General features: G+C 43.4%; 8 protein-coding genes and 2 pseudogenes. 2 read left to right on the plus strand and 8 right to left on the minus strand.

Translation table 11 applies throughout. The annotated features are described in order from the left end of the window. Window positions 1-245: pseudogene (locus tag METMK1DRAFT_RS19025) on the plus strand (ISNCY family transposase); the annotation flags it as partial. 230 nt (window positions 246-475) lie between these two features. Here METMK1DRAFT_RS19025 and METMK1DRAFT_RS07580 read toward each other — a convergent pair. The 4 genes from METMK1DRAFT_RS07580 to METMK1DRAFT_RS16400 are packed head-to-tail and all read right to left on the minus strand — an operon-like array spanning window position 476 to window position 3174. After that, the gene (locus tag METMK1DRAFT_RS07580) at window positions 476-1321 is read right to left on the minus strand and encodes a glycosyltransferase family 2 protein (RefSeq protein WP_009072521.1); all 846 of its coding nucleotides are present in this window, start codon (window positions 1319-1321) and stop codon (window positions 476-478) included. 6 nt (window positions 1322-1327) lie between these two features. Further along, window positions 1328-2476 (minus strand): glycosyltransferase family 4 protein, encoded by a 1149-nt coding sequence (locus tag METMK1DRAFT_RS07585; protein WP_009072523.1) that lies wholly within the window; start codon window positions 2474-2476, stop codon window positions 1328-1330. Between the two features lie 9 nt (window positions 2477-2485). After that, window positions 2486-2893 (minus strand): hypothetical protein, encoded by a 408-nt coding sequence (locus tag METMK1DRAFT_RS07590; protein WP_009072526.1) that lies wholly within the window; start codon window positions 2891-2893, stop codon window positions 2486-2488. Then, window positions 2866-3174 carry a hypothetical protein gene (locus tag METMK1DRAFT_RS16400; protein WP_245544596.1) on the minus strand — a complete coding sequence of 103 codons (309 nt, stop codon included), beginning with the start codon at window positions 3172-3174 and terminating at the stop codon, window positions 2866-2868. Before METMK1DRAFT_RS16400 ends, METMK1DRAFT_RS07590 begins: the two co-directional genes overlap by 28 nt. A gap of 190 nt (window positions 3175-3364) precedes the next feature. Between METMK1DRAFT_RS16400 and METMK1DRAFT_RS07595 the strand changes: the two genes are divergently transcribed. Next, window positions 3365-3712, plus strand: coding sequence for a type II toxin-antitoxin system VapC family toxin (locus METMK1DRAFT_RS07595; RefSeq protein WP_281034111.1), 348 nt, complete (start codon window positions 3365-3367; stop codon window positions 3710-3712). A 468-nt stretch (window positions 3713-4180) separates the two neighbouring features. Here METMK1DRAFT_RS07595 and METMK1DRAFT_RS07600 read toward each other — a convergent pair whose 3' ends face one another. The 4 genes and pseudogenes from METMK1DRAFT_RS07600 to METMK1DRAFT_RS16405 form a co-directional block, all read right to left on the minus strand. Beyond that, on the minus strand, window positions 4181-4621 hold the full coding sequence (locus METMK1DRAFT_RS07600; protein WP_009072531.1) for a hypothetical protein: 441 nt from the start codon (window positions 4619-4621) through the stop codon (window positions 4181-4183). Then, entirely contained in the window at window positions 4618-4782 is a 165-nt protein-coding gene (locus METMK1DRAFT_RS19030) for a hypothetical protein (RefSeq protein WP_009072533.1), read from the minus strand. The genes METMK1DRAFT_RS07600 and METMK1DRAFT_RS19030 overlap by 4 nt, the downstream gene beginning before the upstream one ends. Window positions 4783-5009: 227 nt before the next feature. After that, complete coding sequence (locus METMK1DRAFT_RS07605) at window positions 5010-5753, minus strand: FkbM family methyltransferase (protein ID WP_009072535.1); 744 nt, start codon at window positions 5751-5753, stop codon at window positions 5010-5012. Window positions 5754-5959: 206 nt separating this feature from the next. After that, window positions 5960-6376, minus strand: a pseudogene (locus METMK1DRAFT_RS16405) (transposase); the annotation flags it as partial.

Consider the following 6376-nt stretch of genomic DNA (forward strand, 5'->3'; position numbering starts at 1 on the left):
GGAGGCACCGCTGGGACGTGGAGGTGATCAGGGAGCTCAAGTCTGACTCGAGCGGAGCTCTTTCCTCACCTGGTTGAGGAACGAGGGGTTCATCACCCTGAAGGCCCTCTCGCTCCCGTCCTCCAGTCTTCAAGTACTCCACGGGCTTGAACCTGGGAGCCGAGAGGCTGTCCAGGTTGGTGAAAGGTATTTACCAGGAGGCCGGCAGCATCAAACAACTGCTCAAGAGGAGGAGAAATCCGTAAAGTGCTACTCAGGTTCTCGAGCGCCGTTTAAGCGGACCGCCGGGGCTGATGAGAATCTTTAAGTTACGTTAAAGTCCCATAACTGCTGTAAGAGAGATATTATAATTCGCAATAGAACCCTGAATTGCCCCTCCCCATTTTGAAACTATTAATAAAATCTTAGTAACCCGAAATTCTTTGGTGAAACACAAATGACTGTATGAGAACACTCCGAGTGTAATACACTACAACTAAAATATTTTCTCTTTCATTCCAGCCATTGTGCCCCTAATAATGTCAAGGAGTAATCTAACTTTTCCATATCTGAGTACTAATAAAGAATAGTATGTCATGAATAGTATATTATAAAATAATAGATAAATTACTAGGTCTGGTTTAGAAGCATTTCTTCTTATAAAGAGAGTTCTATTTCTAAATATAAAAAATATCCTTCGAAATATTCTCTGTAAATCCATTTGATCTATGTCATGATAGGCAGACGCCTCGCACGCGCATACAACTCTGTAACCATTTTTTTTCACACGGAGACAAAAATCACTATCTTCAAATCCTAAGAAATACTTTTCATAGAAACCTCCTACCCTTTCAAAGACTTCCCTCCTAACCATAATCGCTGCAGGAACGACATCGGTTTCTCTTATTCCAGACCACCTCCTATTATCCATAAAAACCCTTCCTGAAGGGAGCTTAACCGTCCCTCCAGACCACCACACAGTATCAGGAGAAGACCTATAGAATATTTGTGGACCGACTACGCCGATCCTATGATCTTTCTCCATCACATCCACCATCCTCGTTATGGTATGAGTATCAAGAATAACGTCGTGATCTAAGAAGAGGATGTAATCTCCTCTGGATGCCTTGGCTCCAAGGTTCCTCCCAGCAGCGACACCTAAGTTTTTGCCGTCACCAACTACCTTTACGCCAATTAGTTTATCCAATTGCTCATTAGAAATTCCATTATTAACCACAATTAACTCTTTTTCCTTGTAGCTAGACGCAAAAACAGCATTTACTACGTCTTTAAGGGTTTTTGCTTCCCCATAGGAAGGAATAACGATTGAGACCCTCTTCACGAGTAACTACCCCTTCAATGATAACAGGAAGCCTTCAAGTTCCCTGGCTTTCTTCTCCCAATCCCAATCCGCGCAATATTTTTTCGCTTCAGTAGAGATAGACGCGAAGAGACCCTCGTCGGTTAGAAGGTTTATTATTTTCTCCGCAAACTCTTCGATATCATAAGGTTTGACCTTTAAGCAACCCTTTGGGTAATATTCTCTTAGTTCTGGTATATCGTAAGCTATACATGGGAGTCCGCAGATCATGGCTTCACAGGGAGCCATTCCTCCACTGTCATAGAGAACCGGATGAAGGACTATCTTGCTCCTTGAGAACAAAAGCATTTTCTCGACTCCGTCTTTAAATCCTACCATCTCAACGTTTCTGTTCAGACCCTTCATACGTATCCTCGCTTTCACTTCATCTTCTAGAGGTCCATTTCCTATAATGAGGAGCTTAGAGTCGGGTAACCTTTTCGATACTTTTTCCCAGACGTCTATAAGTTGAATAACGCCTTTCTGGGGGTGCAACCTTCCAATAAAGACGGCATCATAGATAGATTCCGTGGATGGTAAACAGGCCTTTCCATCGACCCCTCCTTTTAGCACCAATATCCTTGTTGGAGAAATCCCCATCCGTTCAAATTTTTCCTTGTCCAAGTTATTAGTGACCAAAACTCCATCCGACCACCTTCTAACTAAAAATTGCGAGAGCTTCCCAGCAAGATAAAAGGCTAGTCCCCTTAACCACATCTTCCCCCTATACGGATTTTCTTTGCTGAAGGGATTAGGTGGGAATAACCAGTAGCCTACTACCCATTTGGCGTCATGAGCTCTTATCTTTGCCATCAGACCAGGAATAATATCTTCCAAAAATATAGACGATGAATAAACAATCTCAACGTTACTTAAGTCAAATCTAAGACTTGTCACCGATCCTCTTATTATCTTCTTCAAAATCCTGAACGGACCAGAAGTTCCTCTAATAGATAAAAATTGATGAATTCCGTATTCTCTTAACATCACGGCACCAGTCTCGCTAGTGACTATGAGGGACGAGTGTCCCCTCCTCATTAATTCCTTCGATATCTCGATGAGAATCCTGTCACCTCCACTCATACCTTTTTTCCTCTGATCGTATTCCATCGCAAGAGCATAGGCAAGTATATACACGACATTGTTCTAAACGACAACGGTTATTAAATTTCGCCTTGACTTCAAGGCCAAACCTAACGAGAAATCCCATAACTGCTGACGTTTATATTCCCGGACGAGCAACTTCACCATGACCACTCGGCCTCCCAGGGTCAGGGAGGTGAAGTAGACTCCGGGGGTATCCCACTGGGAGGTGCCCCTCCTCGAGGGTCCCCTGCGCCGACCCTGAACTCGGTTGGACTTAAGCCTTGACACCACGTTGTCCGTCACGAGCTTCTCGGACCAGTACCACGAGTCGAAGACGACCCTGGACACGCGGAAGCGCTCCTTGAGCACGTCCAACATCTCCCTGGCCACGTCGATCTTGGTCTTGAACTCGGTGACCATCCCCAAATCCAACATCTTCCTCACGGCGTAGGGGAAAGCCCCCACCATGAACGTCCTGCTTGAGGTCCACTATCACGACCGTGAGGAGCTTGGCCCTCTCGAACCTCCCGTGGGTGTGGCAGTAGATCCAGTAGTTCCCGTGGGGGCTCACGTCCCCCTGGAGCGTTGTGGTCCACGGTGTCGTCCACGATGACGGCCACCTGACCCTTCACCAGTCTGACAGGACCTCCACGCGTCGTCAAGTTCTCCCAACGCCCCATCAATTCACGTTCCAGCCCGAACGTCTCGGCCCCGTTCCTCACGCTGGCCCTCCCACCTACCAGGACCACGAGGATCAGACCAGTTAACCTTCCTGCTCCTCCCGTTCCCCCTCACCACGCCCAGCCTGTTGATCTCCCTGACAGCCTCTCCCTAGCGAACTCGATCTGTCCCTTTCCGCACCTTTTCAGCAGGACGACGTCGAAAAATAAAAACTTCTCGCTAATACCGACTTCCCCGTATTACCTCCCTAAGATTCCCATAACTGCTGCTAAGAAATATTTCGAAGAGATGTATAGAGGAGAAATTACTATTTACATGAGTGAGGTGAATCTAGCCGAATTTCTATACCTCTACATTTTAAAGATGGGAAAAGACACCGCAATGGCTAGGCATAGGTACATAAGAAACTCTCCGATCCAAATAATATCTCCCAATGAGAGGATTACTGAAAACGCCACACTACTGAAGAGTAAGCACTCTTATTTATCACTGGCTGATGCGTTTCTAATAGCTACTGCAAAGGAGGTTAAAGGGAGAGTTATCACCACTGACGGAGACATAGAAAAGACTAAAGAAGTAGAAACAATAACAATCCCTTTAGATTGATCAACGCCAGAGATGACCTAAAATAGTGCCTGAGGGCCAAGATAATTAGTGATACAAGTATAACATAGTGTTTTTCAGCGATAAGTCATGTGGCGGTCCAGTAAACGACGCAATCTCTACACAAGATACGCTACTTTATCGCATTAACGGGGTAAAAACTACGGGTCGTTGATGTCTTCTGTCACGGTCAGCTGTATATAGCCTACTGTTAAACTGTATAATACTTTATTCGTTTATTTAATTAAAAAAGAATAGAATAGTTCTATGTATTCTTGATTAGATAAAACTAAATTAAGTTAATAAGATGAAATACTGTATTTAATATTTTGCTATATTTCTATTTCTACAGCATTAATCTCATGATTAGAGCAAAAAGCCATAAGAAGTGAGCTACTAATTTCAACCACAATATCCCAAACAAAAAATACTCTGTCCCCCTCAACAGCTTAGCGTTTTTCCATACTTATATCACTTCCTCATAAATTGCCAGGAGCTATCAGCCTCCACGTGATAAACTGCATTAGGAATAAACTGTACCTTGCCTTTATACAGCTTCATAACGTTATAATAGATCACGCTGTCCTCAAAGGCGTTAAGCTTGTCTCTCAGACTTTCAGGGATCATTTCATAAGCCTTCAATAGAAGTTGCCTATCATACATTCTTGGGATTATACCGCCCTTACTAACTGACAGATTCTCAGCCCACTTTTTATGAGTTATTTCCCTGTCCACGCTCATTAACTTGTGGACTATGCCTTTGCCAACAGTTATTTTCCCTAATGCAATAACTTTCTCCTCAAATCCCTTAAAGTTTTCAGAGAAGTGCATGTCTGAATCAAGGTTGACTACGTAATCTCCGCTTGCAATTTTTGCTCCTTCAATTCTAGCAATTAGTCTACTGCCCCTCACTTGAAGAACTCTTGTACCTTCTTTTTCTGCAATCTCTGCGGTTTTATCCGTGGAAAAAAGTCAACTACTATTACTTCGTCAGCCACCTTGAGAGAGGAATTGGCTGCAAGTTTAATTGTCCTCTCGCTGTTAAGCGTCGGGATTACAACACTTATTTTCATCCTTACTGGCTTAGAGGGACAATTTTTTAGCTTTACGAGAATACTTAACGTAGTAAATTCGTCTCTTGGGATAAGTTAACCCTCCTTTTTATTTTAACTATTCCATGATTACGTATCATATTATCAACAAAGTTTTTATTGTGTTCATGAACTCCTATTAAAAATCTTGCTATATACTTTTCCTTAATGCTTCTGCGTTTTGAGGTTTAAACTTTTAACATCAAGGTTTAGCTATATCTTCTACCGTAGAGTATTTTGAATTCTTCGTAAGTTGAAGAAGGTTTCGTGTAAATATTATTCCTTGTGAGAAACCCCTTAATTGCGTTGCTCATAATCCATGTTTTCATTTCTGCTTTAAGGAAGTCCAGAAAGTGCAAAGAGATATTCTTTACTGAATTTTTTACTACATCACTCCATTTCATAAACCTTACATTAAACCCTTTATCCCTTAACATTGCCGGTATACTAATAACGTTTTCATTACCGTGTAATTCCATGGCAATTTCCCTGACAGAATTCAACCAATTACCTTTAATTAACCTACCTTCTGTACCTTCAATATCCATCTTAACCACAGAAAACTTACCTAGCGACTCTATGGTAGTCGTAGTAACCTCTATCCCCTCATTTGACACCTTACTCCCCGTCCCCTCATCGGATATCCTAATTTCTACCCCATCTACATTGTATAGCGCCTTATTGACCAGAGTGACGTTTTTTAACTCGTTAACCTCAACGTTCCTCTTCAGAATTTCGAAAGCCCAAGGTAACGGCTCTACAGCTACTACTTCCTTAACTTTCCTAGCAATTTTCACTGTAAAATCACCTATAAAAGCTCCGGCATCTAGTACAGTGTCTTCCTTCTTGAACCTTAGGAAATCGTACTCGCCTACTATGAACGTTGAGTAATAAACGTACTCACATCCTTTAGGTATCTCTATCCTTAAACCTCCGTAACGGAATAAACTCATAGTATGAAATAAGAAAAAGTGAGATTTAAAGTTATAAGACAGCAGTTAGTAGATTTTGCCTTGATTACAGGGCGATATTTAAGGGAAAGTCCCATAACTGCTGTATAAGATAAAAATGAATCAGACGACAAACTAAACTTGGGCGATTCAGGGCTCCTTTGCGAATTGTAATATCTCTGTTGATTTGAACTTATTCAATTGAGGAATTACTGAATATATTTGATCATTTCACGAAGAAATAAGGGTTCTTGTAATATTATTACAAGAATGAGATAACAGGTCGAGAGGTTGTAGTTGATTGCTATGGCCCGGGCGATCCTGTCCTCCAGGGGGAGTGGCACTTGCCGAACTCTCCAGGAGGGAGTTGAAGGACTGGTCGGGTTGTTCGAGGAGGAGGGGCCTCCCTGGGGGCAAAGAGGTAGGAGAGGAGGGGAGAGCCCCGGGTGGGGACGGCGAGGGAGAGGAGGAGGTCCAGCGCGTCCCTCACCCTCCTGCTTCGTTTGAGGTGGACCGGGCAGGTCTGCCTCGCGACCTGGATCCCGGAACGGGAGATGGCCTCCTCCACGGCCTTCACACCGTCAGCTACAACGAGGGTGAGGTTGTACCTCCATAGCCTCACCGGG

Source organism: Metallosphaera yellowstonensis MK1 (assembly GCF_000243315.1).
Lineage (GTDB): Archaea > Thermoproteota > Thermoprotei_A > Sulfolobales > Sulfolobaceae > Metallosphaera > Metallosphaera yellowstonensis.